The following is a 24,822-nucleotide window of genomic DNA, read 5'->3' as shown; positions in this document are numbered from 1 at the left end:
CCCCGTCCGGGCAGTACGGACGGGCCGGCGGCCGCCCGATGCCCGCCGGAGATGTCCAGTAGCCGACAGTCGGCGACGCCTGTCAATACAGGTGGTTCCCCCGACCATCCCAGCGCCGGACGGGATCTCGACCCTCCGTGGTCGCCACGCCGCAGTGAGCGGGGACGACACGCCGTCGGTTCTGCATCGTCCGGCCTGTTGTTGACCGTCAGTGACTTTCAGCGATCCCGCCCACAACCGAGGCGCGGACGCCCGGGCCCAGTGTTGGGTCGGTGTTAGGACGGGCGACACGTCGTCGTCGGCCGACGGGGCTCCCGGGCCGGGAACGGTGCGCTCGTGCGCGTCGCCGTCGTGACCGAGTCCTTCCTCCCCGCCGTCAACGGCGTCACCAACTCCGTGCTCCAGGTGGTCGCCCACCTCCGGCGCCGCGGTCACGGCGCGATGGTCATCGCGCCGGGTGCGGGCCCCGACGAGGTGCCCGGCGCGCCCGACGTCCCCGTCGTCCGCGTCCCCGCCGTGGACCTGCCCGTCGTCGACTCGCTGCCCGTCGGCGTGCCCACCCCGGCCGTGCGGGCCGCGCTCGCGGAGTACCGCCCGGACGTCGTGCACCTCGCCTCGCCGTTCGTGCTGGGCGCGCGGGCGCTGACCGTCGCCCGACGCCTGGACGTGCCGGCCGTCGCCGTCTACCAGACCGACGTCGCCGGCTTCGCCTCGTCGTACGGGGTCGGGCTGACCGCGCGGGCGGCCTGGCGCTGGATCCGCCGCCTGCACAGCGGGGCCGCACGGACCCTCGCGCCGTCGCGCTGGGCGGTGGACGCGCTGCGCGAGCACGGCGTGCCGCGCGTGCACCGGTGGGGACGTGGCGTGGACACCGCGCGCTTCCACCCGGGACGCCGCGACGAGGACCTGCGCGCCGAGCTCGCCCCGCACGGCGAGATGCTCGTCGGCTACGTCGGCCGGCTCGCCGCGGAGAAGCAGGTCGAGCGGCTGGCGGCCCTCGAGGGCCTGCCCGGCGTGCGCGTGGTCGTCGTCGGCGACGGGCCCTCGCGCGCCCGCCTGCGCGAGCTGCTGCCCACCGCGCACTTCCTCGGCTTCCGCGGCGGCACCGAGCTGGCCCGCGCCTACGCCTCGTTCGACGCCTTCGTGCACACCGGCCCGCACGAGACCTTCTGCCAGGCGGTGCAGGAGGCCCAGGCCTCGGGCCTGCCGGTGCTCGCGCCGGACGCGGGCGGGGTGGCCGACCTCGTGGCCCCGGGACGCACCGGCTGGCTCTACGACCCGGCGTCGCCGACGGCCGGGGCGGAGATCGTCGGGCGGATCGCCGCCTGGCGCGACGACCCGGACACCCGGCGGGCCGTCGGCGCCGCCGGCCGCGCGGCCGTGGCCGACCGGACCTGGCCCTCGGTCTGCGAGGAGCTGCTGGGGCACTACGCCGCCGTGCTGCACGGTGACACCCCCCTGCCGCGCACCCCGGAGACGCCCCGCGCGGCCTGAGCCTGCGGCCCGAGCGGGCAGTGGGAGCACCGAGTTCACCCGCATCACACCCGGCCGTCACGCCGGGGTGGGCCCCCGGGCGATCTCGGCCCGTAGACACCGGCCCATGGCCACTTCCCAGGTGCTGGCGCGGTCGACCGGACCCGCCCCCGAGAGCCACGACGAGCACGGTCCCGTCGCCACGTCCACCCTCCCGCCCACCGGGCCCACGCCGGCGGTCGACCGCGGGGAGGTCGCCCCCGCCGAGGCGGCCGGGCGCTACAGCCTGCTGCTGACCCGCGATCCCGACCACGTCCTCGCCGCCCAGCGGCTGCGCCACGCCGTGTTCGCCGGGGAGCAGGGGGCGCGCCCGTCCACCACCGACCCGGTGGCCGTCGCGGCCGCCGCCCAGGGCCGCGACGCCGACGCGTTCGACGAGCACTGCGACCACCTCGTGGTCCGCGAGGACGCCTCCGGCGCGATCGTCGGGACCTACCGGATGCTCACCCCCGAGGGCGCCCGGGCGGCGGGCGGCCTCTACTCCGACACCGAGTTCGACCTCTCCGCCCTCGACCCCCTGCGCCCCGAGATCGTCGAGGTCGGCCGCTCCTGTGTGCACCCCGACCACCGCCACGGCGTCGTGCTCTCGCTGGTCTGGGCGGGGATCGGGCGCTACATGATGCTCACCGGCCGCCGCTGGGTCGTCGGCTGCGCCAGCGTCCCGCTGACCCCGCAGGGCGCCCTGCCCGGCGGGGTGTGGTCGACGGTCGCGTCGCGCCACCTGGCGCCGGCGCCGCGGCGGGTGCGCCCGTGGCGCGAGGCCCCGGTCGGGCCGTACGACCCGGACGCGCCCGGCGCCGGACGGGCCGCCCGTGCCGCGCTCCCGCCCCTGCTGCGCGGCTACCTGCGCCTCGGCGCCGAGATCGGCGGGCCGCCGGCGCTGGACCCGGACTTCGGGGTCGCCGACCTGTTCATCCTGCTCGACGAGCCCGCGATCGACCCGCGCTGGCGGCGCCACCTGTTCGGGGAGGGCGTGTGACGGGCGGGCGGGCCCATCCCTACGTGCCCACCTCGCCCTGCGACCCGGGCTGCCTGCCGGTCCCCGAGGCCCTGCACGGCGGGCACCGCGCCCGCCGCCTCGCCCGGCTGACCGTCCGCTCCGTCGCGCTCGTCGCCGTGCTGCTCGCGGGCCTCGCCGTGGCCGTCGTGCTGCCCCTGCTCGGGCCGGCGGCCCTGGCGCGGGTGCAGACCGTCTGGACGGGTGCGGTGCTCGCCGCGTGCGGGGTCCGCGTGCGCCGTAGCGGCCCGGCCGCGCCGCCCGGGGCGCTCGTCGTCGCCAACCACGTCTCCTGGCTCGACGTCATGGCCCTGCACGCCGTGGCCCCGGTCCGGATGCTCGCCAAGCGCGAGGTCCGCGGCTGGCCGCTGCTCGGTGTCATGGCGGCGAGTGCCGGCACGGTCTTCCTCGACCGCGACCGGCTGCGGACGCTGCCCGACGCCGTCGCCGGCCTCGCCGCGGCCCTGCGCGCCGGCGCCACGGTCGGCGTGTTCGCCGAGGGCACCACCCGCTGCGGCCGCGACCTCGGCCCGTTCCGCCCGGCCGCCTTCCAGGCCGCCCACGACGTCGGCGCGCCCGTGGTGCCGGTGGCCGTGCGCTACCGGCGCCACGGCGAGGGGCCCGCCGACGCCACGGCCGCCTTCGTCGGCGACGACACCCTCGCGTCGTCGCTGCTGCGGGTCCTCGCGGCCCGCGACCTCGTCGTCGACGTCGACGTCCGGCCGGCCCTCGACACCCGCGCGGTTCCCACCGGTCCCGCCCGCGCCGACGCCCGCCGCACGCTCGCCCGGGCCTCGGCGGCGGCGATCGCGGCGGCCCTGCCCGCCGACCACGGGGGCCACCCCGCCGCTGCGCGCCCGGCTGCGGGAACCATGCGACTCCCGGAGCTCGAGCATGCCGCCTGACCCCCCGGCCGACGCCCCGCGCGAGGCCTCCCTGGCCGACCGGGCGGTGTTCGCCGCGCAGTTCGCGCGCGCCCCGCTGGCCACGGCGTCGGTGTGGCCGAGCAGCAGCGCGCTCGCCCGCGCGATGGCCGACGCGGCCCTGCGGGGCGCCCGCCCGGCGCCGGTGGTGGTCGAGCTCGGCGCGGGCAGCGGAGCGTTCACGGGCCTGCTCGCCCACCGCCTGGCGGGACGGGGACGCCAGCTCGCGGTGGAGATCAACCCGGTGCTCGCGCACCGCCTCGCCGAGCGCTTCGCCCACGTCGAGGTCGTGCCCGCCGACGTCGCGGAGCTGCCGGCCCTGCTCGCGCTGCGGGGCATCGCCGGGGCCGACGTGGTGGTCAGCGGCCTCGGCTGGTCGGCGATGCATCCGGGTCGCGAGGACTCGCTGGTGCCCGGCATCGCCCGCGCGCTGGCCGACGACGGCGTCCTCGTGCAGTTCGCCTACTGCGCGACGTCCTGGGCCGCGCCGGCGCGTGCCCTGCGTGCCGAGCTCGGCGAGTGCTTCGAACAGGTGGAGACCTCGTCCGTGGTGTGGCGCAACCTGCCCCCGGCCGTCGTCCACCGGGCGTGCCGTCCGCGACGGTGAGATCCCGACGGTGAGATCCCGGCGGTGAGATCCCGGCGGTGAAGCTGAGTCCCAGTGGGGCGCCAGAGGGTGACGACACCGCTCACTCAGGGGCCCCGGCGACGGGCGGCTCGCGATCCGCCCAGGTCAGGGGCGGGGTGCCCGTGAGGTTGGTGTACCGTCCCGCAACCATCGGCCCGGGCGACCGGTTCGCGGCGAGGCCGCGGCGTGGCGCGCGGTGCCGACCGACCGTCCGTGTGACCGTCGGTGCGACCGGTCCGACCGACGTCGCGGGTCCCCCGTGACGACACGCACCACAGAGAGGGGAGACACCGCGATGGCCCTCCCGACGTTGACCCCCGAGCAGCGCGAGGCCGCCCAGGCCAAGTCGCGCGAGGCCCGCCAGGCCCGCTCCGCCCTCCTCGCCGGCATCAAGAGCGGCGACGAGACGATCCCCGCGGTGCTCGACCGCGGCAAGAGCGACCCGATCGCCGGCAAGACCAAGGTCTCGCAGCTCGTGCGGGCGCTCCCGGGCTACGGCCCGGCCAAGGCCTCCGCCGTGCTCGAGCAGGCCGGCATCCCCGAGGACCGGCGCGTCGCCGGCCTCGGATCCCGTCAGCGCGAGGCGCTGGTCAGCGCGCTCGGCTAGAGCACGCGAGCCAGGCACGAACGACACCGGGGCGGCCGGTGGTCCGGGAATCCGGACCACCGACCGCCCCGGTCGTCTGTGTGGTGTCAGTAGCCGCCGGAGGACGCGGTGTCGTCCGGCGCCGCGCCCCGGTGTCGCCCGCCGTCGCCGTCCTCCGATCCCGACTCCGAGGACCGCACCGCGGCGGCCGCGGCGGCCTCGGCGACGTCCGGCGTCCGGATTTCGCCCGTCGTGGGCGTGCGGTCGGCCGCGAGCACGGCGCCGCCGCCGACCACCGCGACCCCGCCGCCCGCGAGGGCGCCGACCAGGGCCAGCGCGCCTGCGGTGCGGGTGGGCAGCGTGACGCGGCGCCGACCGAGGTCGCGGCGACCCACGGCCTCGACCGGGTGCGACGGGGTGGGCGGCGCGAGGGCGCTCGGCACGGCCGCCGGGAACGCGGGGCGCGGCGTGCCGCCCGTCGTCGGTCCGGCGTCCGGGCGGCGGTCGGCCGCGGTTCGCGGCACCGCGACCCCGCCGGTGGCCGCGGGCGACGAGCCCGTCGGCGGGAGCCCGGCCTGGCGCACGCTCGCGGCGGCCAGGGCGATGGCCGCGAGGTCGAGGGGCGAGGTGGGCGGGTCGACGCGCGCCGGGTCCGGAGGCGGCTGCGGGATCCGCGTCTCCCCGGTGCGGGCGCCGGGGCGACGCTCGGAGCGCGAGCGCCCGGCCCGGGGCAGGGGCCCCGACGGGTGCTGCTCGCCGAAGCCCTGGCGGGGCACGAGGTCGAGGTCGGTCCGGTCGGTGGGGGCCGCCGGAGCAGGGAGAGGTGCCGCCGCTCGGGCGGTCGCCGCACGGTGTCGGGACATGCGCGTCTCCGTCGCGTCGCCGTTCGACCTGGTCAGGGGGGAGCGAACCAGGTGCCGTGTCGCCGGTGGGGAGTCCGACGCGACAGCGTTGAAGGCCCGTCCACGCTTGGTTCGGGGGCCACGCTCGCCGGACGGGCCAGGGCGGGACGAGCGCGGGTCCGGCAGCTGCACGAGCATCCGGACAGCGCCCACACTAGGAGCCCCGGGAAGCCCCCCGACCCCGCCGGGTCACCCGTTCGAGGGCCGCGCACCGGCCGCGTACTCCCTGTTCAGGACCGCCGACCCTCGGTCACGCCCACAGTGCGGCGAGGTCTCGGTCCGGTCACGAAGTGACGCACATCATAGTCAAGTGCGGCCTTTCGGACGAGAACCCGTCGCGAAGGGTCGTCAGACGGGCGGTCACAGTGAGGATCGCATCGCCCCACGCCTCGACAGCGCCCGGACGAACCGGTTGCATCGGGAGCATCCCCCGACCGACGCGGGTCCGCGTCGGGGCCTCCCGCCCCGTCAGGACGCCGCGGCGACCACGGCGGTCCCGGTGCCCGCCGGGTCCGCGGAGAGGCGTCGATGAGCGACCGGGACTTCCCACTCCCCGATCATCACGATCCCCATCCCGAACGTCCCGGCTCCGCCGGTGAGCACGTGCTGCAGGACGCGATGGGCACCGGGGCGCGTGCCGAGCGGTTCCTCTCCGACCAGATGAGCGACCGCCTCGTGCCCTCCATGCAGGAGTTCATCGCCCGCATGACGATGGCCTTCGTCGCGACGGCGGACGCCCACGGCGAGTGCGACTCGACGCTGCGCGCGGGCCCGCCCGGGTTCCTGCGGGTGCTCGACGACCGGCGCGTCGCGTGGCCGGAGTACCGCGGCAACGGCGTCATGGCGAGCCTCGGCAACATCACCGAGAACCCGCACGTCGGGCTCATGATGATCGACTTCACCGACGAGCTGATCGGGCTGCACGTCAACGGCGCGGCCCGGCTGGTGGAGGACGAGGAGCTGCGCCGCGAGCACCCCGATCTCCCGGTGGAGACCGTGCCGGGACGTCGCGCCAGCGTGTGGGTGGAGGTCACCGTCGAGGAGGCCTACATTCACTGCCGCAAGCACATCCCGCGGATGGTGCCGGTCGACGACCGGCGGGCCTGGGGCACCGACGACGTGCGCCGCAAGGGCGGCGACCACTTCGGCGTCGCCGCGGCCCGCAAGGCCGCCGCGGCCTCCCAGGTGGAGATCGACGCGGCGCAGGCCGACCCCCGCGAGACGGTGCGCGCCGGGGCAGGGGCACCATCCGGGGAGTGATCTCCGATCGGCACGCCTGGAGCAGGCCCGAGCTCGAGACGGTCGTTCCCGGCGTCCACCGCCTGCCGCTGCCGTTGCCCACCGACGCGCTGCGGGCGGTCAACGTCTACCTGCTCGTCCCCGAGGACGGCAGCGCCCGGGGGGACGGCGCCGAGCTGACCCTCGTCGACGGGGGCTGGGCGATCGACGCCTCGCGCGACGTCCTCGGCCGCCTGCTCGGCGAGCTCGGTCTCGCGACGGGCGACGTGCGGCGCTTCCTCGTCACGCACGTGCACCGCGACCACTACAGCCAGGCCGTCGCGCTGCGCCGCGAGCACGGCGCCCGCGTGGCGCTCGGCGCCGGGGAGCGCGACTCGCTGGACGTCATCCACCACCGCGAGGACGGGCTGGACGCCCAGACCGCCGGGCTGGACCGGGCGGGGGCCCACGACCTCGCGACCGAGGTCCGGAGGTGGGTCGCGGCGGCCGAGGCGCCGCCGGCCGACGACTTCGCCGACCCTGACGAGTGGCTCGCCGACGGGCAGGAGCTGGCGGCCGGCGGCCGCTCGCTCGTCGTCCGCGAGACCCCGGGGCACACCCGCGGGCACGTGGTGTTCGTCGACGAGACCACGGCGGACGCGGGGATGCTCTTCGCCGGCGACCACGTCCTGCCGCACATCACGCCGTCGATCGGCTTCGAGCCCGCCGCGCGGCCGGGCGCGCTCACCCGCTTCCTGACCTCGCTCGCGGCCCTGCGCGCCGAGCCGGACCGGCTGCTGCTGCCCGCCCACGGCCCCGTGGCGCCGAGCGTCCACGAGCGCGTCGACGAGCTGGTCGCCCACCACGACAAGCGCCTCGACGAGATCGCCGCGGCGGTCGTGGCCGGCGGGTCCACCGCCCTCGAGGTCGCCGGCGCCATCCGCTGGACGCGTCGCGAGTACCACCTCGACGACATGGAGACGTTCAACCGCATGCTCGCGGTGCTGGAGACCGACGCGCACCTCGAGGTCCTCGTCGCGCAGGGTCGGGTGCACCGCACGACCGACGCGGACACCGGCGTCAACCACCACGTCTCGGCCTGACGGTCATCTCCCGGACAGGTCCCGGGTGCCGGTGCGGCGGCGCGGTGCCGGGGTGCGGCGCTACGGTGGATGGTCGTCCCGGCACAACGACGCCGGACCTCGGAGCTGGAGAAGGCCTGCGTGACCCGAACGTCCTCGTCCGCTGCCGACACCTCCCCTCGTGACACACACGAGGGGACCGGCCCGGTGGCCGATCCCGTGGCAGCCGATCCCGTGGCAGCCGATCCCGTGGCAGCCGATCCCGTGGCAGCCGAGCAGCCCTACGTGTCGATGCTCTACGGCAAGCTCGACGACCGCCGCGCCGAGACCGCCGGCCTGCTCGCGCGGGTGCTGCGTGACGAGACGACGGGCACGCCGCAGGCCGTCTCCGAGCGCGACGCGGCCGCGCAGATGTACTCCGAGCAGCTCGCGACGCTCTCCGCGGTCGAGAACGGCCTGTGCTTCGGGCGGCTCGACCTCGACCCGGACCGCCCGCCGCCCCCGCCCGCCGACGGCATCGGCGACCCCGACGCCGAGGGCGGCGACGGCACGGACCAGGACGTCCTCTACGTCGGGCGTCTCGGGCTGCTCGACGAGGACCACGACTACGAGCCGCTGCTGATCGACTGGCGCGCGCCCGCGGCCCGGCCGTACTACACGGCGACCGCCGCCTCGCCCGACGGCGTGCGCCGTCGGCGCCACATCCGGTCGCGCAGCCGGCGCGTCACCGCGGTCGACGACGAGATCCTCGACCTCGAGGAGGCCGCGCGCGTCGGGGCCACCACCCAGCGCACCGGGCTGACCGGCGAGGCGGTGCTGCTCGCGGCGCTGTCGGCCGGGCGCACCGGGCGGATGGGCGACATCGTCGCGACGATCCAGGGCGAGCAGGACCGGGTCATCCGCTCCAGCGCCAACGGCGTCGTCGTGGTCGAGGGCGGCCCCGGCACCGGCAAGACGGCCGTCGCCCTGCACCGGGCGGCCTACCTGCTCTACACCCACCGCCGCCAGTTGGCCCGCCGCGGCGTGCTCGTGGTCGGGCCCAACCCGACGTTCCTGCGCTACATCGAGCAGGTCCTGCCCTCCCTCGGTGAGACGAGCGTGCTGCTCTCGACGGTCGGCGAGCTCTACCCCGGCCTCGCCGCCCGCCGCGCCGAGCCGGCCCGGGCGGCGGCGCTCAAGGGCCACGCCGACATGACCAAGGTGCTCTCCACCGCGGTGCGCGACCGCCAGGAGCTGCCGCGGCGGCCGATCCAGCTCGTCGTCGACGGCGAGCCCGTGGTGCTCGACCGCGACCTCGTCGCCCAGGCCCGAACCCGCGCCCGGCGCACCCGGCGCCCGCACAACGACGCGAAGCGGACGTTCATCCGGGAGATCACCGACCAGCTCGCCCGGCGCGAGGTCGACCGCGTGGGCCGCGACCTCGATGGCCGGTCGAACCTGCTCGACCGCGGCGACCTCGCCGACGTCCGGGCCGGGCTGCGCGCCGACCCCGACCTGCGCGCCGCGCTCGACGGCCTGTGGCCCACGCTCAGCCCGCCGCAGCTGCTCGCCGACCTGTGGACCTCCCCCCAGCGCCTGCGCGCGGCCACACGCGGCTGGCGCGACGCCGACCGCGACCTGCTCGCCCGCGACGCACCGCCGGCCGACCCGTTCGACGGCGCCTGGTGGAGCCCGGCGGACGCGGTGCTGCTCGACGAGGTCGCGGAGCTCCTCGGGGAGGACGACACCGCCGCCCGTGAGGCCGAGGAACGCAAGCGGGAGGCCGACGAGGCCTACGCGGCCGGCGTCCTGGAGATCCTCGCGATGGAGGAGGACTGGGACCCCGAGCTGCTGCGTCCCACCGACGTCGTCGACGCCAGCGTGCTCGCCGACCGCACCCGCGAGGCCACCTACGCCTCGGCGGCCGAGCGCGCCGCCGACGACCGCACCTGGACGTTCGGCCACGTGATCGTCGACGAGGCCCAGGAGCTCTCGCCGATGGCGTGGCGGGTCCTGATGCGCCGCTGCCCCAGCCGGTCGATGACGCTGGTCGGCGACGTCGCGCAGACCGGGGCGCGGGCCGGGGCGTCGTCGTGGGGCGACGTGCTCTCGCCGTACGTCGCGAAGCGCTGGCGCCGCGAGGTGCTCACCGTCAACTACCGCACGCCGGCCGAGATCATGGCGGTCGCCGCCGACGTGCTGGCCGCGATCGACCCGTCGGCGAAGCCCCCGGAGTCGGTCCGCGAGTCGGGCGTCGCGCCCCGGGCGGTCGCCACCGACGAGGCCGGCCTGGTCGACGCCGTGGTCGCGCAGGCCCGCAAGGCCCGCGAGGCGGTCGTCGACGCCGAGGGGGCGGGCCGCGTCGCGGTGCTCGCGCCCGCCGGCCGCGTGGACGCGCTGGCCGCCGCCCTCGGGGTGGACGCCGGGCCGACGGGGGCCGGCGACACCGATCCGGCCGTCGACCTCGCGGCCGAGGTCGTCGTCTCCGAGGTCGCCGACGCCAAGGGCCTCGAGTTCGACGCGGTGGTCCTCGTCGACCCGACCGGCGTGACGGACGACTCCCCGCGCGGTCTCAACGATCTGTACGTGGCCCTCACCCGGGCCACACGTTCCCTGGTCGTGGTGCATCCGGGCCCGTTGCCGACGGTGCTCGACCGCCTCGAGTGGGAGTGACGGCCCACCCGATCAGGTAACACCAGCCCCGTGGGGTTCGAAGGACCCAGGTGGGCCGGGCGCGGTCGTCGCCCCCGCGGCGTCGCCGAGACGCGGCGGCACGCCGCGGGGCAACCCGCCGTTCGGGCGACGCGCCGCCCGGGAGGTCACGCAGACGAGGGACCCGGTCGTACGGGATGATCGAGGCCCAGAGGCGGCACATCGGGAGGCCGCGGACCGGGAGGGAGGGCCGGCAGTGAGCACCGATACCGGCCCACCCGCGACGGTGGGCGGCCGCTACACGGTCGGCGACCTCATCGGCCGCGGCGGCGCCGCGGACGTGTTCCGGGCCCGCGACGAGCTCCTCGGCCGCGACGTGGCCATCAAGATGTTCAACGCCGCCGGCTCGGTCGTCGCGGAGAACGCCTCCCCGGGCGATCCCGCCGATCCCGCGGAGAAGATCGGCGACATCGAGGAGGGCCAGGAGGCCCGCCACCGGCGCGAGGTGCTCACCCTCGCCGGGCTCTCGCACCCCGGGCTCGTGACGGTCTACGACGTCGGCGACGAGGACGGCCGCGCGTACTTCGTCATGCAGCTCATCGAGGGCGACACGCTGGCGCAGCGGATCCGGTCGGGGCCGCTCCCGGTCGTCGACGTCGTCGCGCTGGGCGCCGCCCTTGCCGACGCGCTGGCCTACGTGCACCGCCGCGGGGTGGTGCACCGCGACGTCAAGCCCGGCAACGTGCTGCTCGACGCCGAGGGCCGCGCCCACCTCTCCGACTTCGGGATCGCCGCCGTCCACGACGCCGCGCCCGTCACCGCCGCCGGCATGGTCATCGGCACCGCGTCGTACCTGAGCCCCGAGCAGGTCCGCGGCGAGCCGATCGACGGCGCCGTCGACATCTACGCGCTGGGCCTGGTGCTCATCGAGTGCCTCACCGGGCGCCGCGAGTACCCGGGCAACGCCCTCGAGGCTGCCGTCGCCCGCCTGCACCGCCGTCCCGTGGTGCCGCCCGGTCTCCCGCCCGGCCTCGAGGTCCTGCTGACGGCGATGACCGCCGACGAGCCCGTCGACCGCCCGACCGCCGAGGAGACCGTCGCCGCCCTGCGCGGTGTCTCCCGCGAGGTCGGCATGGAGGCCGAGACGGTCCTGTCGCCGGTGCTCATGAGCGCCCCGACGGGCGTGGTGGGCACGCCGGCGATGGCCGTCGGCCCCGCGACCGAGGCCCGCGCGCCCGAGCTCGAGGCCACCGGCGCCTCGCCGCTGGCCCGTCCCGGCCGCCGACGCCGCCGGGTGGCCGCCGTGATCGCGGCCGCGGCGGCGACGCTGCTGGTCGCCGGCTCGGCGGTCGCCTACGCCGTGCTCTCCGACGACCAGCCGCTCCCGCCGGTGCCCTCGGCCACCCTGGCGCCGCCCCCGCCGCCGCTGCCGGTGGTCCCGCAGGTCACGACGACGACGCAGGACGAGACCGAGGCGGCCACCGCGCCGCGCACCCGGCGCACCACCACCACGCCGCGCCGGACGACGACCACCACCACGACCACGACGACCACCACGACTGTCGTGCGTCCTCCGGTGATCGTCCCGCCGCCGGTGGTCGATGAACCGTCGGAGGTCACGACCACGACGACGACCCTGCAGCGCCGCCAGCCCTGACCGGCTGCTGACGAGCTCCTGGCCAGCTCCTGACCGGCCCTGACTAGCCCCCGGCGGGCAGCGGGGTCAGCGCGTCGGTGATCGAGAGCACCGGGCCCACCGGCAGCAGGCCGACCACCGCGCCCGGCGCGGGCGGGAAGGCCTCGCCGAGGCCCAGCGCGGCGGCGGTCTCCGGGTCGGGCACGGCCGAGGTCGTCCCGGCCCCCGAGACGACGGTCGGGCTGCCCGGTGCGTCGGGGCGGCCGGCGGGCACCGCCCGCACGGTGACCCCGCCGCCGGGGAGCGCCACGGCGTCGACCCGGTCGCCGGAGCCGTCGGCCTGGGCGAGGGTGGTCGGCGGCACCGCGGTGGCGGGCGGCTCGGCGCCGACCGTGAGCACCACGGCACCGGCGCCGTCGGCGCTCGCGCAGGTGGTGGGGGCCTCGGCCATCGGCACGGCGCGGGGCACCGGGTCGGGGTAGGCGCTCACGGCGATCCCGCGGGCGGTCGCGAGCGGGCGGAGCTGGCCGGGGGAGACGACGGGCACCGGAGCGGCCGCCCGTGCCGGGTCGGCGTCCGAGAGACGCACGAGACGGGCGACGACCTCGGGCACCTCCTGCACGCCCTCGCGCTGCACGACGTACCAGCGGTCCGGGGTGCCGGGGCCGACGAGGCGGACGACACCGCCCACCGGCTCGCCGACCAGGGGACCGCCCGGCGGGACCTCGCCCCGCCCCGCGATCGCCGGCGCGACGATCGCCGGCCCCTCGGTGAGCGTGTTGAGCAGGCTGGTGCTCACCGGGCGGGGGAGCTGGCCCTCGAGGTCGAAGGCCACCACCACCGCCGGGTCGCGCAGATCGAGGCGGGAGCGCACGCCGTCGTGCACCAGCCAGGTCCCGTCGAAGCGGTCGCGCAGCAGGAGGCCGCGCTCGGGTCCCAGGGCCTGGCCCGGCGCCGTGGGGCCGGCGAGCACCGTCGTCCACACGCGCGGCTGCTCCCACGGGCGCGCCGCGCCGGGCCGGGGGCTGCCGGTGTCGCACACCGACCAGACCGGTGGCACCGGCGCCCCGGCCGGCGGCAGCGGCGGCGCGTCGACGATGCCGACCCCGCGCTCGCGGGGGGCGGTGGCGAGGTCGGACTCGGCGACCTCGACCGGCTCCGGGTTCCCCGCGGGCCCGCCCGCCGCGGCGAGGCCGGCCAGCACGAGCCGCGCCGAGGCGAGGTTGGGCACGGGGACCAGCCGGTCGGGCCCGTGCACGACGACGTAGAGCGCCCCGGAGCCCTCCGCCACGACGACGCCGGCGGTGCGCCAGTCGGCGGGCCGGTCCAGGAGGCCCCACACCGCGGCCACCCCGAGCGCCAGCACGGCGATCAGCACCCCGGCGAGCGTCGCCCGGTGCTGCGCGCGCAGCGGGTCGACGCCGGGCACGGCCTGGCGCCGGACCAGCGCGGACTGCAGGCGGCGGAGCCCGAAGCGGTAGGCGTGGACCTGGTCGGAGGTCGTCGTCGGCGGGGGCATCTCGCCGCGGATCGTGGCACGACCGGCGGCGCCGGGTGACCCCTTCGGCTCAGGCCGCGACGGCGGCGCGCGCGGGACGCGGGGAGATCCGCAGCGTGATCGTCGCGCGGACGACCTCGGTGCCGGCGGCGTCGGCGAGGGTGACCTCGACGTCGACGTCCTCACGCGCGTCGGAGAACGCGGGTGGCGACGGGAAGGTGGCGACGGCGAGGAGGTCGGTCTCGGCCTTCGCGAGGTACTGCACGTTCATGCCGCGCGGGATCCAGCGGTGCGACGGCGGCACGGTCGCCTCGGCCAGCACGCCCATGGCGTACTCGGCGAGGTTGCAGGAGGCGATGGCGTGCACGGTGCCGAGGTGGTTGTGCACCAGCCACCAGTTGCGCAGCGACACCTCCGCGCGCCCCGGCTCGAGGTGCCGGATCACCGGCGCGGCGGTGAGGAAGTACGGCGCGCGGACCCAGACGGCCGCGCTGACCAGCAGGCGGCCCGGCCACGAGCCGGAGAATCGATGCCAGGCGCCCAGCACGCTCGGAGTGCTCACGGCGCGGATGTTACCCGGCGGTAGCAAGGGTCGGGGGAGTCGATGGCGTCCGGACGATCATCGACGCACCGCTGAGTGGTGGATTGACGAACGGTCGTTCGGGGAAGGAACTGCGTGCGCGACCCTGCGCTCCCGCCGGGAGGACCCGATGAGCACTCGTCCCGACAGCCCCTCATCGCCCCCGGCCGCCGGGATCGCCGAACGCCTCGCGGCGGTGCTCGGTGACCTGACGTTCCCCGCGCAGCGCTGGCAGGTGCTCACGGTCGGCGACCTCTACGGCGTCGACACCACCACGCGCAGCCTCCTCGAGCGCCTCCCGCAGCGCCGCTACCACTCGCTGCGCGAGGTGGCGGCCGTCCTCGCCGCCGTGCTCTCCGGGCGCCCCGTGGCCGAGGTCGGCCAGGCCGGGCCACCCCCGACGCCGCGCGTCGCCCCGCGTCGCGTGCCGGTCGGGTCCCGGCCGCAGCACGCCGTCGGCCGGCGCTCCGTGCCCTCCGCGCCGGTGGCCTGACGGCTCTCGGCCGCCCGAACGACGAGGGCCGTGGGTCAGCCCTGCTCCTCGAGGTCGAAGGCGTCGTCGCCCACCCAGACGCGCAGGCCCTCGCCGTCGTCGGTGATCGCGCCCTCCTCTTCCTCGGAGAGCTCGCGGGCGGCGCCGAGCGAGCGCTCGTCGTAGGCGACCGTGCCGTCCCCGAGATCGCGGGGCCGGTACTCCGAGGCGAGCACCGCCGTCCGGCTGCGGGTCGCGAGGAACGTCGCGTTCTCCTGGCCGACCTCGGCGATCCACCGCTGCTTGCGCACGCGTGAGGGTCTACTCGCCTGCGCCGCACGGCACAACGTCACGCTGCGGAGAGCGGTGGACCTCGACCCCGGTGCACGCCCTACCGTCGCCGTGCCCGCCACGATCAGGAGGTCGATCCCGATGCGCGCGCTGCGTCCGTTGCGCCGCTCCGCCTACCGGCGTCTCGCCACGGCGCTCGCGCTCTCGGTGCTGGCCGAGGGTCTGTGGACGCTCGCCGTCGTCTGGCAGGTGGTCGAGCTCGGCGGCGGTCCCGTGGAGCTCTCGCTGGTCTCCGGCGCGCTCGCGCTGGGCGTGATCGTCATCGCGCTGCTGGGCGGTGTCCTCGCCGACCGGGTGCCGCAGAAGTGGATCCTCGTCGGCGTCCTGGCGATGCTCGCCGTGTCGATCGGGCTGGTTGCCGGCCTCTCGGCGCTCGGTGCCCTGTCGGTGCCGCTGCTCGTCGCCGTCGCGGCGGTGATCGGCCTGTCGATGGGCCTGTTCTTCCCCGCGTACTCGGCACTCGTGCCGGCGATGGTCGACGCCGACGAGCTCCTCGCCGTCAACGGCTTCGAGGGCGTGGTGCGCCCGGTGCTGCTGCAGGGCGCGGGCCCCGCGCTCGCCGGTGTCCTCGTGGCCGTCTGGTCGCCCGCGGCGGCGCTCGCGGCCACGGCGGTCACCTGCGTCGCGGGGCTCGTCGCGGCCCTGGCGCTGCCCGCGCGGGCCCTGCGCCGCGACCTCACCACGGAGGCCACCGGACACCCGGTGCGGGCGGTCGTCCGCGACCTCGTCGAGGGCTTCCGCTACATGGTGGGGACGCGCTGGCTGCTCGTGACGCTGGTGTTCGCGTCGCTGATGATCCTCCTCGTCCTCGGGCCGCTCGAGGTGCTCGTCCCGTTCGCGATCATCGAGCGCGCCGGCGCCGGCCCCGGCGGGCACTCGCTCGTGCTGCTCGCGTTCGGCGCGGGCGGGGCGATCGCGTCGATCGTCGTCGCGTCGCTGCGCCTCCCGCGCCGCTACCTGACGGTGATGATCGTGCTGTGGTCGGTGGCCTGCGTGCCGATGGTCGTCTTCGGCGTCGCGACGACGCTCTGGCCGATGGTCGTCGCCGGGTTCGTGCTGGGCGGGCTGTTCAGCGCCCCGCAGGTGATCTGGGGGACGTTGCTGCAGCGCCGCGTCCCGCCGGCCCTGCTCGGGCGCGTGACGAGCCTCGACTTCTTCGTCTCGCTCGCCTTCATGCCCGTGTCGATGGCCCTCGCCGGACCCGTCAGCGTGGTGGCCGGCCTGACGCCGGTGTTCCTCGCCGCGGGCCTGGTGCCGCTGCTCTTCGGGGCCGTGGCCCTCGTCGTCGGCCGGCTGGGGCCCGACGAGCTCGCCCATCCCCTCGACGAGGCGCGGCCCGTGATCAGCGGGTGACCACGGGCCTCGTGGCCAGCCCGGAGCCCGCTGGCCACCCGCTGATCACGACGCGGCGTCGGGGTCAGCTCGCCGGCTGCGTGCGGTCGTCGACGGTCGTGCCGCCGACGTCCGTCGCCGTGGCGTGCGCGGCGACCCACTCGCCGATCCGGGTGCCGACGCCGTCCTCGCCGCCTCCGGGCCCTCCGCCCAGCGGGTGTCCGAGGCGGTCAGCGGTCGGTGACACGCCCGCGCCCGAGGACGGGGCGCCGGGCGTGGCGACCCGCCCGGGTGAAGGATGCGGGAGCGGGGGCTCCTCGAGGCACGCGCAACGCGGTCGTCAGACCGTCTCGACAGCGACTCGGCGTCCCCGTCGTGTCGGTCCCGTGGGGCGAGCTCGTGCGTCGGCGGTGAACAAGCCGTCGGATCTCACGCGGACCGCACGCGCTGCTCCAACGAGTGGCGATCTTTGAGATGCCCTGCACTGAGAGGTGACGCCGGGCCGAGAAGGGGGAACGCTGTTCCTGTGGTCGGCCCCTTCCTGCGCTCGCGGCGCGTGCGTTTCCTCGCACGTCTCGCCCTGGGCGTCCTGTCGGTGGCCGTCCTCCTCGCTTCCGCCTTCGGGTGGACGCAGCTGCGCGCACTGGATCGATCCACACCCTCCGCGGCCGTCATCGACACGCCCGAGCCCGCGGCGACGGGCGAGCAGAACATCCTGCTCGTCGGTCTCGACACCCGCACCGACGCGCAGGGCAACCAGCTGCCCGGCGACATCCTGGCCGCGCTCAACGCGGGCGCGAGCGATTCCGGGGGCGGGACGGCCGACTCGCTGACCGTCGTGCACGTGCCCGCCGGCGGTGGCCGCGCCACCGCGATCTCGGTGCCACGCGACTCCTACGTCGACCTGGGGCAGGGCCTCGGTCGACACAAGATCAATTCGGCGTGGTCGCGGGCCGCGGCGCAGGCGACCGACGCCATGACCGGCTCGGGGCCGACCGGCAGCACGAGCCTCTTCGCCGCCGAGGCCGCCGCGCCGCTCTCGCCCAACGACCCCGCGGTGGTGCGCGCCGCGTCCGCCGCCGGTGCCCGCGCCACGATCGGGGCCGTCCAGCAGCTGACCGGCCTGCCGATCTCGCACTTCGCCGCGGTGAACCTCGCGGGCTTCGCCGACATCAGCACCGCGATCGGCGGCGTCCCGGTGTGCCTACGCGCACCGGCCCGGGACTCGTACACCGGCCTGTCGCTGCCGGCCGGCCCGCAGGAGGTCGGCGGCTCGCAGGCGCTCGCGTTCGTCCGCCAGCGCCACGGCCTGCCGAACGGCGACCTCGACCGCATCGCGCGCCAGCAGGTGTTCCTCGCGGGCGCCACCGAGACGTTGCTCTCGACCAACACCCTCGCCGACCCCTTCGCTCTCGCGCGGATCTCCGAGGCGGTCTCGCGCTCGGTCACGCTCGACGCCGGGTGGGACGTGCTCGGCTTCGCCCGCCAGATGCAGGGCCTCTCCGCCGGCGCGGTCACGTTCCGCACGATCCCGACCGGCTCCGCGGAGCTGAGCACGTCGTCGGACGGCACGGCCGTGGAGGTCGATCCGAACGAGGTCCGGGACTTCGTCGGCATCGCGATCGCCGCCGACGCCGGCAACCCGGCGGCCCAGGCCGCGCTCGCACCCCCGGTCACCGCCGGTGTCTCCGACGCCTCGGTGAGCGCGGGTCTCGACCGGCTCTCCTCGGAGGACGACGCGTCGTCGTCGGACGACGAGCAGTCGGAGTCCTCGAACGACTCGGACGACCCCGAGAGCTCCGAGGACTCGAGCAGCAGCTCGGCGCGTCCGGCCATGCCGGTGTCGCCCACCCCGCCGATCACGGCCGCGGCGCCCGGCTGCATCAACTGACGCGTCCGTCGGCGACCTGCCCCGGACGAACGAAGGGCGCCTCCGCTGCGGCGGTAGCAGCGAGGGCGCCCTTCGTTCTGTCCGGACGGGCGGGGTGAGGTGGCGGGTGTCAGCTCGCGCGCTCGGAGCCGAGCGCCACGGGCACCGGGCGGGGCTCGCCGCCGGGGGAGGTGACCGTCAGGGTCACCTGGGCGCCCGGCTGCTGCGAGCGGATGGCCGCGACGAGGCTGTCGGCGTCGGGGATGACGCGGTCGTCGAGCCGGGTCACGACGTCGCCCTGCCTCAGGCCGGCGGCCGCGGCGGGCCCGCCCGGCGTGATCTGACCGAGCACGGCGCCGTCGGTGCCCTCGGAGACGCCGACGCCGAGCACGGCGCGGTTCGCGAAGCCCTGCGAGACCAGCTCGTTGCCGATGCGCGCGGCCTGGTCGACGGGGATGGCGAAGCCGAGGCCGATCGAGCCGGACTGGCCGCCCTGCGACTGGCCCAGCGACGCGATCGCGGACGTGATGCCGACGACGCGGCCCTGCATGTCGACGAGCGCACCGCCGGAGTTGCCGGGGTTGATCGCCGCGTCGGTCTGGATCGCATCGAGGACGGTGGCCTGGCCGCTCTGCGCACCGCCGCTGGCGACGGGGCGCTGGAGGGCGCTGACGATGCCGGTGGTCACGGTGCCGGACAGCCCGAGCGGCGAGCCGACGGCGACGACCTCCTGGCCGACGCGCAGCTGCGACGAGTCGCCGAGCGTGGCCGGGGTCAGACCGGAGACGCCCTGGGCGCGCACGACGGCGAGGTCGGCGCTCGGGTCGGTGCCCACCACCTGCACGGGCGCGCGGTTGCCGTTCTGGAACACCGCGCTCAGGCCCTGGGGCGCGCCGGTGGCGCCGCCGGCCTCCGGGGCGCCGCCGCCGAGCGGTGACTGCTGCTGGGCGGCCTGCCCGGCCTCGAGGACGTGGGCGTTGGTGAGGATCAGGCCGTCGGCGGAGATGACCACGCCCGAGCCCTCGCCCGACGGGCCCTCGAGCTGCACGACGCTCGGCAGGACGGTGTCGGCGACCTGCTCCACCGAGCCGGCCGGGGCCGGCGACGACGGCGCGGTGCCGGAGCCCGACGGCGCCGACGAGAGCACGGAGCTCGTGCCGTCGTTCGACGACGCGGCCTCGTAGCCGACCGCGCCCCCGACGCCGCCGGCCACGAGCATCGCGGCCAGGGCACCCGCGACGAGGGCGACCGGACGCCGGCGGCGCGGCGGACCGGGCGGCGGCATCGACGGGCCGGGCGTCGTGGGCGGGGGTCCGGGCGGGCCGGTCGGGACGTCGTGACGGGACCAGGGGTCGCCGGGCTGGCCGGGGTAGCCGGGCCGGCCGCCGGCCGGGAGGCCGGAACCGGGCGGCGCGGTCGGGTAGCCGCCGGGTCGCTCCCCGGCGGGGCCCGGGGGCATGGTGCCGGTGCCGGTGCCGCCCGCAGGGCGTGCCGACGGGTCGGTGGGGGAGGAGGGGCTCGTGTCGCTCACGTGCTCCAGGGTCGGCCCGCGTCCTGTGCCCACCCTGCGCCCGACCTGCGGACTTGCTGAGAGAAGGCCGCGAGGAAGAGGGGTGAACGGGACGGCCGGGAGGAAGGGGACGGGGTCAGCGCACCACGCGGTACCAGTGCTCGGTCTCGCCCGGCAGGCGCTCGAGGCGCACCTGCATCCCGCCCGGGCGCCGGAAGATCGGGGTGCCGTCGCCGAGGAGCACGGGGGCGAAGAACATCAGCACCTCGTCCAGCAGCCCGGCGTCGAGGCACTGGGCGGCGACGTCCGCGCCGAGGATGTTGACGTCCCGGTCGCCGGCGAGGGCCTTCGCCCGCTCGACGGCCGTGGGCAGGTCGGTGGCGAACTCGACGCCGGCGGGAGGGTGCTCCGGAGGCCGGTGGGTGAGCACGACGACGGGGCCGTCGTACTGCCCGCCGAACGCGCCCTCGGCGTCGGTGCCCGCGTTCGGGTCGTCGCCGCCGAAGGTGACGCGCCCGACGAGGATCGCGCCGGTGCGGGCGAGCACGCGGTCGGCCGTCGGGTCCTCGCCGCCGATGTGCTCGGTCAGCCAGGACATGTCACCGCCCGGGCCGGCGATGAAGCCGTCGAGCGAGGCGGTCGCCGAGTAGATCAACTTGGCCATCGAGGGGTCCTCCGGGGGTCTCAGTCGTCGAGCATGGCCGTGACGAGCCGGTCCCACGCGGGCTCCGGCGGCAGCTGGTGGCCCATGCCCTCGATCTCCAGCAGGCGGGCGCCCGGGATGGCTGCGGCGAGGGCGCGACCGTGGGCGACGGGGAACAGCGGGTCGGCGGTGCCGTGGACGACCAGCACCGGCAGGCCGGCGAGCTCCGCCATCGCCGTCGGGCCGGTCGGACCGAGGTCCATGACGACGTGGTTGGTGGTGCTCGCGGCGAGGTCGCGGCTGCGGGCGACGACGCGCTCGGCGATCGCTCGCATGCGTTCCTCGTCGAAGGCGTCCGGACCGGCGAAGGGCCGCTCGCCCTCGACCAGCGCCGTCACCGCCGCCGCGGGGTCCGACCAATCCGGGTCGGGACCGCTGTCGGCGAACACGGCCCGCATCTCCGGCGTGGCGCCGGGCAGCTCGCCGACCGTCGGGCCGATCGCCGTGGTCGCGACGAGGGTCAGCGCGGACACGCGGTCGCGGTGCTCGAGGCCGAGCTCCTGGGCGATGCCGCCGCCCAGCGAGAGCCCGACGACGTGCGCGCGGTCGACTCCGAACGCGTCGAGCACGGCGACCGCGTCGGTGAAGAGCTCGCGCCCGGTGTACCCCGGTGCGCCCGCCGGCCAGGACGTCGAGCCGCCGGTGTCGCGGTGGTCGTAGCGGATCACCCGGCGTCCGCGGGCGACCAGGCGGGCGCACAGGTCGTCGTCCCACCAGTCGCGCGACCACCCGGTGCCGGCGATGAGCAGCACCGCAGGCGCGTCGGCGTCGCCGAGCACCTCCGCGTCGAGCTGCACGTCCTCGTCGACGTCGATGAGCACGGCGTCGCTCCTTCCGGTTGCGAAGTGCAACCGGTACTGAATCGGACATCGCGGCCGGTTGTCAACCGCAACCGGTCGCCCAGCTCGCACGCACAGCTCGGGCACAGCGTCGGCACACGGCTCGTCCACGGACGCGCCCGACGCTGCGATCATGACCGCAGCCACCGCGCTCCCCACCCCGTCCTCCCGCGCTCATCGAGAGCCCGTCGAGGCCACCGGGACCGCCGTCCTCGACGTCGTCGTCCCCGTGTTCGACGAGGAGCGCGACCTGGGCCCCTGTGTCCGGCGTCTGCACCGCCACCTCACCGACGCGCTGCCCTACCCGTTCCGGGTCACGGTCGCGGACAACGCGAGCACCGACGCGACGCTCGCCGTCGCCGACGCGGCCGAGTTCCAGGCCGACGCCGCGTCCGGGCAGGTGCGCTACTACGTGGAGGGCGGCGTTCCCGGCGGCGGCAACGGCCCACGAACCGGTGACCAGGACGCCGGACGCCTCGGCGAACGGGACGTCCGGGGTGCCAGTGCTCAAATCCGTACCTGGGTCCAGGCTCACTTCACGCCGATCGACGTCGGAGGGCGCACTGTGTACGACCTGGGAGCACCGATGTCCTGAACGTGCCTCGCGCCGCACTCGAGGACCCTCGACCACCGGCTCGGCCGGTTATCGCGGGGGTCGTGCGGACCCTCCCCCCGGGTTCGCGCGGCCCTCGCCCGGCTGCCCGGGCTCAGCCCGTCCGGTACGCCGCGGTGAGGTGGCCGAAGGCGACGATGTTCTCCTCGTAGGTCTGGGCGGTGTGGTCGAACACCCCGCCGCAGGTGATCAGCCGGATCTGGCTGTCCGGGGTCGGCCCGTAGACGGCCTCGGTGGGGAAGGTGTACTTCGCGTAGCGCTCGACGCGGTCGATGACGAACACGGCGGTGGTGTCGTCGTCGCGGTGCACCTCGACGGTCGCCCCGGCGGGCATCCGTCCGAGCCGGAAGAACGCGCCCTGCTCGCCGTCGAGGTTGACGTGGGCCGCGAGCACGGTGGGCCCGACGGCGCCGGGGCTCGCGCTCTCGTCGTACCAGCCCACGGTCTCGGCGTCCCGCGGCACCTCGAGGGAGTCGTCGGCGTTGCGGCCCAGGTCGGTGGTCTCCTCGGTGGACAGGCCGATCGAGGGGGCGTCCATGCCGGTCACCTCCGCCTCCGGCAGGGGGACGGGGACCGGCGCGCGCTCCCCGGGCGCCAGGGCCGCCGTGCGCGTCTCCTCCGGGCCGCCGCCACCGCCGCCGACGGCCGCCACCAAGACGCCGACGGCCAGCAGCGCGAGCACGAAGGCGACGAGACGGCCGGACACGTCGTCGAGGATGCACCCACGAAGGGGGTGCACCCCGGACGACGCGCCCCGCCGGGCCGGATCAGGCCGGGCGGTAGGCGCCGGTGAGGTGGCCGAAGACGACGATGTTGTCCTCGTAGCTGCGGGTGCGCTCGTCGAACACCCCGCCGCAGGTGATCAGCCGGATCTGGCCGTCGTCGGTCGGGCCGTAGACGGCCTCGGTGGGGAAGGCGTCCTTCGCGTAGCGCTCGACGCGGTCGACGGTGAAGACGGCCGTGGTGTCGTCGTCGCGGTGCACCTCGACCGCCTCGCCCGGCCGCATCTCCCCGAGACGGGCGAAGGCGCCCGGCTCGCCACGGAAGTTGACGTGGGCGGCGAGCACGGACGGCCCGGCCTGCCCGGGGACGGCGCTGCGCTCGTACCAGCCCACGGTCGTCGCGCTGCGGGGGACGTCGAGGGAGTTGTCGTCGCGCAGACCCAGGGTCGTGGTGTCGGCGGCCGCCAGGCCGATCGAGGGCGCGTCGACGCCGGTGATCTGCGCCGGCGCCAGGGGCGTCGGCACCGACACCCGTTCGGCCACCGGCACCGACCGGCTCCGCGGTCCCTCGTCCTCCTCGTCGGAGTTGAGGAACGCCACGAGCACGCCGACGGCGAGCACGACGAGGACGAGCGCGGTGACGCGCCCGGTCAGCTTGTCCAGGAGCCCGCCACCGCGCGACGGGCCCTCGGGCGGCGCCTCGGGGGCGGCCACGTCAGACGGCCTCGCGCTTCGCGACGACGATCTGGCGGCCCCGCACGACGCCCGCGCCGGCGCCGATGCCGGCGATCGCCAGGAAGATCACCTGACCCGGCGTGGGACCGGAGTCCGACCCGTCGCCGGCCGCGATGCCGCCCACGGGGTAGCCGGTGTAGTGCCGGGGCCCGCCGACGCCCCAGTCGCAGGCCTGGCCGTCGTTGTCCCCGTCGAGGTTGTTCGGGTCCGACGGGTCGGCGACGAGGACGGCCTGGGCGTCCGCGGTGTCGGCGAAGTCCCAGCAGTCGAGGTCGAACGCCGAGCGCACCGGCGGGACATAGTGGTAGTACGTGCTGCCGGGCCCGTAGACCACGGGCGGCAGCGTGACGGTGTGGGTCTCCGTCTCGGTGGTGGGGCGCGAGGACGACGAGGTCGTCGGCGACGTGGTGGTCGTCGTCCCGGTGCCCGGCAGCGGCAGCTCCGGGATCTCCGGGAGCGAGCCGTTGCCCCCGAGCGCGCCGGAGAGGCTGTCGATGATGCCCCCGACCACGTCACCGATGCTGCCGCCCGGGTCCGAGATGTCGATCGGGGAGTCCGCCGCGGCGATCCCCGCCGAGGAGATCATGCCCGCCGCCATCAACCCGACCAGCGCGCTGACCGCGCGCCGACGTCCGTTCGCCATGTCCCGACCCGATTCGTTTCGTCCCGACGTGATCGAGGTCGTCGACTCGCGGCGACTCCCCCGATCGTTGTAACGCCGGAGCCGCAGGTTGGGTACGCGCCAGTAGGTAGTCCGGAGGCCCGCGGCGTCGAGACGGTTCCCGTCCGCCTCGGGGGACCCGACAATTCTGACGACAGAGCGTGACCGGCCCGATCCGTTCCGGAGGCGCTCCCCGTCCTGCGATCCGGATCTCCACGGGATCGTGCGAGGCCTCCGCGGGACCGTCCGCCCGCGAGGCGGAGGTGTGGGGGCCGCTCTCATCCGCCGAGGCCAAGCGGTCGATCCGCGTGCCGAGACCTCTGGGCGAGGTGCCGACGACCCCGCTGCGTCAGCCATTCGAGTGGATCTGTGGCGTGCTCGAGGGGAGATCTCGAAGAACGGGTAATGAGCGTGACCCTCCGTGCGACGCGTAGAGCGAACGGTCGAACGCACTCGGCCGCGAGCGCACTGAAGGGGAGTACCGATGAAGGGTCGACGGAGCAGCCGCAGCGCCGCGGTCGTGCTGGCCGGCTGCGTAGGACTGGCGGTGATCGCTCCGGGGCTCGCGCTCGCGGCTGAGATCCCGGGTGTGTCGACGGCGGAGGGGTGCCTCGCCGCGAACGGCGACTGGGACCCGGCCACCCTGACGTGCGACGACGGCACCGGCCCCGCCACGACCGACGGGACGACGACCGACGGGACGACGACCGACGGGACGACGACCGACGGGACGACGACCGACGGGACGACGACCGACGGGACGACGACCGACGGGACGACGACCGACGGGACGACGACCG

The 24,822-nt window shown here is 76.2% G+C and carries 25 protein-coding genes; 14 read left to right on the top strand and 11 right to left on the bottom strand.

Translation table 11 applies throughout. The features are described from left to right. Positions 1 to 336 precede the first annotated feature (336 nt). The 5 genes from PH191_RS25420 (at position 337) to mihF (ending at position 4,688) form a co-directional block, all read left to right on the top strand. Positions 337 to 1,494, top strand: a complete 1,158-nt coding sequence (locus tag PH191_RS25420; protein ID WP_274197421.1) for a glycosyltransferase family 4 protein — start codon at positions 337 to 339, stop codon at positions 1,492 to 1,494. A gap of 106 nt (positions 1,495 to 1,600) precedes the next feature. Then, positions 1,601 to 2,512, top strand: a complete 912-nt coding sequence (locus tag PH191_RS25415; RefSeq protein ID WP_274197420.1) for a GNAT family N-acetyltransferase — start codon at positions 1,601 to 1,603, stop codon at positions 2,510 to 2,512. Beyond that, positions 2,509 to 3,435 carry a 1-acyl-sn-glycerol-3-phosphate acyltransferase gene (locus tag PH191_RS25410; RefSeq protein WP_274197419.1) on the top strand — a complete coding sequence of 309 codons (927 nt, stop codon included), beginning with the start codon at positions 2,509 to 2,511 and terminating at the stop codon, positions 3,433 to 3,435. Before PH191_RS25415 ends, PH191_RS25410 begins: the two co-directional genes overlap by 4 nt. Then, positions 3,425 to 4,060, top strand: coding sequence for a class I SAM-dependent methyltransferase (locus tag PH191_RS25405; RefSeq protein WP_274197418.1), 636 nt, complete (start codon positions 3,425 to 3,427; stop codon positions 4,058 to 4,060). Before PH191_RS25410 ends, PH191_RS25405 begins: the two co-directional genes overlap by 11 nt. Positions 4,061 to 4,376: 316 nt before the next feature. Next, positions 4,377 to 4,688 carry an integration host factor, actinobacterial type gene (mihF, locus tag PH191_RS25400; protein WP_274188370.1) on the top strand — a complete coding sequence of 104 codons (312 nt, stop codon included), beginning with the start codon at positions 4,377 to 4,379 and terminating at the stop codon, positions 4,686 to 4,688. A gap of 86 nt (positions 4,689 to 4,774) precedes the next feature. Here mihF and PH191_RS25395 read toward each other — a convergent pair whose 3' ends face one another. Continuing rightward, entirely contained in the window at positions 4,775 to 5,530 is a 756-nt protein-coding gene (locus PH191_RS25395) for a hypothetical protein (RefSeq protein WP_274197417.1), read from the bottom strand. Between the two features lie 642 nt (positions 5,531 to 6,172). On the opposite strand from PH191_RS25395, the gene PH191_RS25390 reads away from it, so the two are divergent. The 4 genes from PH191_RS25390 (at position 6,173) to PH191_RS25375 (ending at position 12,157) form a co-directional block, all read left to right on the top strand. Continuing rightward, entirely contained in the window at positions 6,173 to 6,829 is a 657-nt protein-coding gene (locus PH191_RS25390; protein ID WP_337994099.1) for a pyridoxamine 5'-phosphate oxidase family protein, read from the top strand. Beyond that, positions 6,826 to 7,890 (top strand): MBL fold metallo-hydrolase, encoded by a 1,065-nt coding sequence (locus tag PH191_RS25385; protein WP_274197415.1) that lies wholly within the window; start codon positions 6,826 to 6,828, stop codon positions 7,888 to 7,890. The genes PH191_RS25390 and PH191_RS25385 overlap by 4 nt, the downstream gene beginning before the upstream one ends. 270 nt (positions 7,891 to 8,160) lie before the next feature. Continuing rightward, on the top strand, positions 8,161 to 10,521 hold the full coding sequence (locus PH191_RS25380; RefSeq protein ID WP_337994102.1) for a HelD family protein: 2,361 nt from the start codon (positions 8,161 to 8,163) through the stop codon (positions 10,519 to 10,521). Positions 10,522 to 10,756: 235 nt separating this feature from the next. Beyond that, the gene (locus PH191_RS25375; RefSeq protein ID WP_274197413.1) at positions 10,757 to 12,157 is read left to right on the top strand and encodes a serine/threonine-protein kinase; all 1,401 of its coding nucleotides are present in this window, start codon (positions 10,757 to 10,759) and stop codon (positions 12,155 to 12,157) included. Between the two features lie 43 nt (positions 12,158 to 12,200). Here PH191_RS25375 and eccB read toward each other — a convergent pair whose 3' ends face one another. Then, positions 12,201 to 13,655, bottom strand: coding sequence for a type VII secretion protein EccB (gene eccB, locus PH191_RS25370; RefSeq protein ID WP_274197412.1), 1,455 nt, complete (start codon positions 13,653 to 13,655; stop codon positions 12,201 to 12,203). Between the two features lie 49 nt (positions 13,656 to 13,704). Further along, positions 13,705 to 14,196: a hotdog fold domain-containing protein gene (locus tag PH191_RS25365; protein WP_274197411.1), complete on the bottom strand. Its 492-nt coding sequence runs from the start codon at positions 14,194 to 14,196 to the stop codon at positions 13,705 to 13,707. Positions 14,197 to 14,344: 148 nt separating this feature from the next. Here PH191_RS25365 and PH191_RS25360 point away from each other — a divergent pair, with 148 nt between their 5' ends. Beyond that, positions 14,345 to 14,707: a DUF2795 domain-containing protein gene (locus PH191_RS25360; protein ID WP_274197410.1), complete on the top strand. Its 363-nt coding sequence runs from the start codon at positions 14,345 to 14,347 to the stop codon at positions 14,705 to 14,707. Between the two features lie 35 nt (positions 14,708 to 14,742). On the opposite strand, the gene PH191_RS25355 is transcribed toward PH191_RS25360, so the two are convergent. Further along, positions 14,743 to 14,997: a hypothetical protein gene (locus tag PH191_RS25355; protein WP_274192426.1), complete on the bottom strand. Its 255-nt coding sequence runs from the start codon at positions 14,995 to 14,997 to the stop codon at positions 14,743 to 14,745. A gap of 121 nt (positions 14,998 to 15,118) precedes the next feature. Here PH191_RS25355 and PH191_RS25350 point away from each other — a divergent pair, with 121 nt between their 5' ends. Beyond that, positions 15,119 to 16,390 (top strand): MFS transporter, encoded by a 1,272-nt coding sequence (locus tag PH191_RS25350; protein ID WP_274197409.1) that lies wholly within the window; start codon positions 15,119 to 15,121, stop codon positions 16,388 to 16,390. 64 nt (positions 16,391 to 16,454) lie between these two features. Here PH191_RS25350 and PH191_RS25345 read toward each other — a convergent pair whose 3' ends face one another. Further along, complete coding sequence (locus PH191_RS25345; RefSeq protein ID WP_274197408.1) at positions 16,455 to 16,616, bottom strand: hypothetical protein; 162 nt, start codon at positions 16,614 to 16,616, stop codon at positions 16,455 to 16,457. 279 nt (positions 16,617 to 16,895) lie between these two features. Between PH191_RS25345 and PH191_RS25340 the strand changes: the two genes are divergently transcribed. Continuing rightward, a complete protein-coding gene (locus PH191_RS25340; protein WP_274197407.1) occupies positions 16,896 to 18,260 on the top strand; it encodes an LCP family protein in 1,365 nt (454 codons plus the stop codon). Between the two features lie 109 nt (positions 18,261 to 18,369). Here the strand turns inward: PH191_RS25340 and PH191_RS25335 are convergent, their stop codons facing one another. From PH191_RS25335 to PH191_RS25325, 3 genes are all read right to left on the bottom strand, one after another. Beyond that, positions 18,370 to 19,770 (bottom strand): S1C family serine protease, encoded by a 1,401-nt coding sequence (locus PH191_RS25335; RefSeq protein WP_274197406.1) that lies wholly within the window; start codon positions 19,768 to 19,770, stop codon positions 18,370 to 18,372. A gap of 115 nt (positions 19,771 to 19,885) precedes the next feature. Further along, the gene (locus tag PH191_RS25330) at positions 19,886 to 20,413 is read right to left on the bottom strand and encodes a dihydrofolate reductase family protein (protein WP_274197405.1); all 528 of its coding nucleotides are present in this window, start codon (positions 20,411 to 20,413) and stop codon (positions 19,886 to 19,888) included. A 20-nt stretch (positions 20,414 to 20,433) separates the two neighbouring features. Further along, complete coding sequence (locus tag PH191_RS25325) at positions 20,434 to 21,273, bottom strand: alpha/beta fold hydrolase (RefSeq protein ID WP_274197404.1); 840 nt, start codon at positions 21,271 to 21,273, stop codon at positions 20,434 to 20,436. Positions 21,274 to 21,424: 151 nt separating this feature from the next. On the opposite strand from PH191_RS25325, the gene PH191_RS25320 reads away from it, so the two are divergent. Beyond that, entirely contained in the window at positions 21,425 to 21,886 is a 462-nt protein-coding gene (locus tag PH191_RS25320; protein ID WP_274197403.1) for a glycosyltransferase, read from the top strand. A 112-nt stretch (positions 21,887 to 21,998) separates the two neighbouring features. Here PH191_RS25320 and PH191_RS25315 read toward each other — a convergent pair whose 3' ends face one another. The 3 genes from PH191_RS25315 to PH191_RS25305 all read right to left on the bottom strand — a co-directional run bounded on the left by PH191_RS25315 (position 21,999) and on the right by PH191_RS25305 (position 24,004). Next, positions 21,999 to 22,610, bottom strand: coding sequence for a sortase domain-containing protein (locus PH191_RS25315; protein WP_274197402.1), 612 nt, complete (start codon positions 22,608 to 22,610; stop codon positions 21,999 to 22,001). Positions 22,611 to 22,671: 61 nt separating this feature from the next. After that, positions 22,672 to 23,340: a class F sortase gene (locus tag PH191_RS25310; protein ID WP_274197401.1), complete on the bottom strand. Its 669-nt coding sequence runs from the start codon at positions 23,338 to 23,340 to the stop codon at positions 22,672 to 22,674. A gap of 1 nt (position 23,341) precedes the next feature. Then, on the bottom strand, positions 23,342 to 24,004 hold the full coding sequence (locus tag PH191_RS25305; RefSeq protein ID WP_274197400.1) for a hypothetical protein: 663 nt from the start codon (positions 24,002 to 24,004) through the stop codon (positions 23,342 to 23,344). A gap of 502 nt (positions 24,005 to 24,506) precedes the next feature. Here PH191_RS25305 and PH191_RS25300 point away from each other — a divergent pair. Then, on the top strand, positions 24,507 to 24,822 hold a 316-nt coding region (locus PH191_RS25300; protein ID WP_274197399.1), incomplete at its 3' end, for a hypothetical protein.

It is taken from the genome of Actinomycetospora callitridis (assembly GCF_028737265.1).
In the GTDB taxonomy this organism is placed as follows: Bacteria; Actinomycetota; Actinomycetes; order Mycobacteriales; family Pseudonocardiaceae; genus Actinomycetospora; species Actinomycetospora callitridis.
This window is presented reverse-complemented; position numbering and strand designations above follow the sequence as displayed.

What these genes read in the sequence shown, in the direction of transcription:
- PH191_RS25415 (WP_274197420.1), top strand. Translation starts at nt 1,601, where the DNA reads ATGGCCACTTCCCAGGTGCTGGCGCGGTCGACCGGACCCGCCCCCGAG.
- PH191_RS25405 (WP_274197418.1), top strand. Translation starts at nt 3,425, where the DNA reads ATGCCGCCTGACCCCCCGGCCGACGCCCCGCGCGAGGCCTCCCTGGCC.
- mihF (WP_274188370.1), top strand. Translation starts at nt 4,377, where the DNA reads ATGGCCCTCCCGACGTTGACCCCCGAGCAGCGCGAGGCCGCCCAGGCC.
- PH191_RS25395 (WP_274197417.1), bottom strand. Translation starts at nt 5,530, where the DNA reads ATGTCCCGACACCGTGCGGCGACCGCCCGAGCGGCGGCACCTCTCCCT.
- PH191_RS25380 (WP_337994102.1), top strand. Translation starts at nt 8,161, where the DNA reads ATGCTCTACGGCAAGCTCGACGACCGCCGCGCCGAGACCGCCGGCCTG.
- eccB (WP_274197412.1), bottom strand. Translation starts at nt 13,655, where the DNA reads ATGCCCCCGCCGACGACGACCTCCGACCAGGTCCACGCCTACCGCTTC.
- PH191_RS25360 (WP_274197410.1), top strand. Translation starts at nt 14,345, where the DNA reads ATGAGCACTCGTCCCGACAGCCCCTCATCGCCCCCGGCCGCCGGGATC.
- PH191_RS25350 (WP_274197409.1), top strand. Translation starts at nt 15,119, where the DNA reads ATGCGCGCGCTGCGTCCGTTGCGCCGCTCCGCCTACCGGCGTCTCGCC.
- PH191_RS25330 (WP_274197405.1), bottom strand. Translation starts at nt 20,413, where the DNA reads ATGGCCAAGTTGATCTACTCGGCGACCGCCTCGCTCGACGGCTTCATC.
- PH191_RS25320 (WP_274197403.1), top strand. Translation starts at nt 21,425, where the DNA reads ATGACCGCAGCCACCGCGCTCCCCACCCCGTCCTCCCGCGCTCATCGA.
- PH191_RS25305 (WP_274197400.1), bottom strand. Translation starts at nt 24,004, where the DNA reads ATGGCGAACGGACGTCGGCGCGCGGTCAGCGCGCTGGTCGGGTTGATG.